Below are 1260 nucleotides of genomic sequence, written 5' to 3' on the forward strand. Positions count from 1 at the left end.
GGAATACCTGATGGTTGAGGCCGGTCTGCTTGATCGCGGTCGGGCCACCGGCGCCGCCGGCGTAGTAGGTGTACCAGCTCACCTTGAGGCCTGCGTCGGCGGCCGCCTTCAGCAGCAGCGCGATGTCCTGGCCCCAGTTGCCCGTGACGACGGTGTCGGCGCCGGACGCCTTGATCTTGGCGACGTAGGGCGCAAAGTCGGAGATCTTGAGCAGCGGATGCAGTTCGTCACCGACGATTTGGATGTCCGGACGCTTCTTGGCCAGCATCGCCCGGGCCTGGGTCCGCACCGACTGACCGAAGGAGTAATCCTGGTTGATCAAGTAGACCTTTTTGATCGCCGGGACGTCCTTCATGTAGTTGGTGAGCGCCTCCATCTTGATGTCGGAGTTGGCGTCCCAGCGGAAGTGCCAGAAGCTGCACTTTTCGTTGGTCAGTACCGGATCGACCGCGGCGTAATTGAAGTACAGAACTTCCTTGCCGGGGTTGCGCTCATTGTACTTGGTGAGGAAGTCGGACAGCGCGCCGGCGACCGACGAGCCGTTGCCCTGGGTGACGTAGCGCACGCCGGCGTCGATCGCCTTCTGAGCCTGGATCAGGCTTTCCTGCGGATTGGTCTTGTTGTCGAGCGGAACGATCTCGACCTTCTTGCCGAGGATGCCGCCCTTGGCGTTGAGCTCGTCGGCGAGATATTGGAAGGTCTTGAGGCCGCCTTCGCCGACGCTGGCGCCGCCGCCGGACAACGGATCGATGTAACCGATCTTGACGGTCTCTTGCGCCATCGCAACCGATCCGAACATCGGCAGCGCGATAGCGACGGCTGCAAGCAGAGCTTTACGCATTTAGCAGTCCTCCCTGAAAACTTTATTCGTTAGATCGTTGTTTCGGTGTTAGCCCAGATCAGTCGTGCGTTTCAACCGCCCTTTGCTGACGATTAGTTAATAAACACCGGCTCAGTCTTTGGTCGGTAGCTAGTTGCCGAGCGCCGCATCGTGCCGTCCAAAAGATGGACAGCGCCTCCGGTCCAAATTCCGTGCAATGGAACCAAACGATCGGCTGGGCCGAGTGTTGACGACCTGGTGCGTCAACCCGCTGCGGTGTTGCGCGGCGCGCGTCTGCCGAGTGCGACGATCATCGCGCTGATCAGCGGCTTCATGAAGAACGCCTCATTGGCAGGGGTGATGGTCGGCGCGAAGCCGTGCGCAGCGAGTTCCTCCGTCACCACCGGGCCGACCGAGGCGATCGGTGTGCGGCTTAATCC

The 1260-nt window shown here is 61.0% G+C and carries 1 protein-coding gene and 1 pseudogene; both read right to left on the bottom strand.

Annotated elements, in window-relative coordinates:
• Window positions 1-841 (bottom strand): ABC transporter substrate-binding protein (locus tag DYI24_RS26750; protein WP_164574473.1); only part of this gene is annotated, 841 nt, incomplete at its 3' end.
• Window positions 842-1083: 242 nt separating this feature from the next.
• A pseudogene (locus DYI24_RS28505) lies at window positions 1084-1260 on the bottom strand (uroporphyrinogen-III synthase); the annotation flags it as partial.

Origin of the sequence: Rhodopseudomonas sp. BR0C11 (assembly GCF_010820945.1) — a bacterium.
Classification (GTDB): Bacteria; Pseudomonadota; Alphaproteobacteria; order Rhizobiales; family Xanthobacteraceae; genus Rhodopseudomonas; species Rhodopseudomonas palustris_H.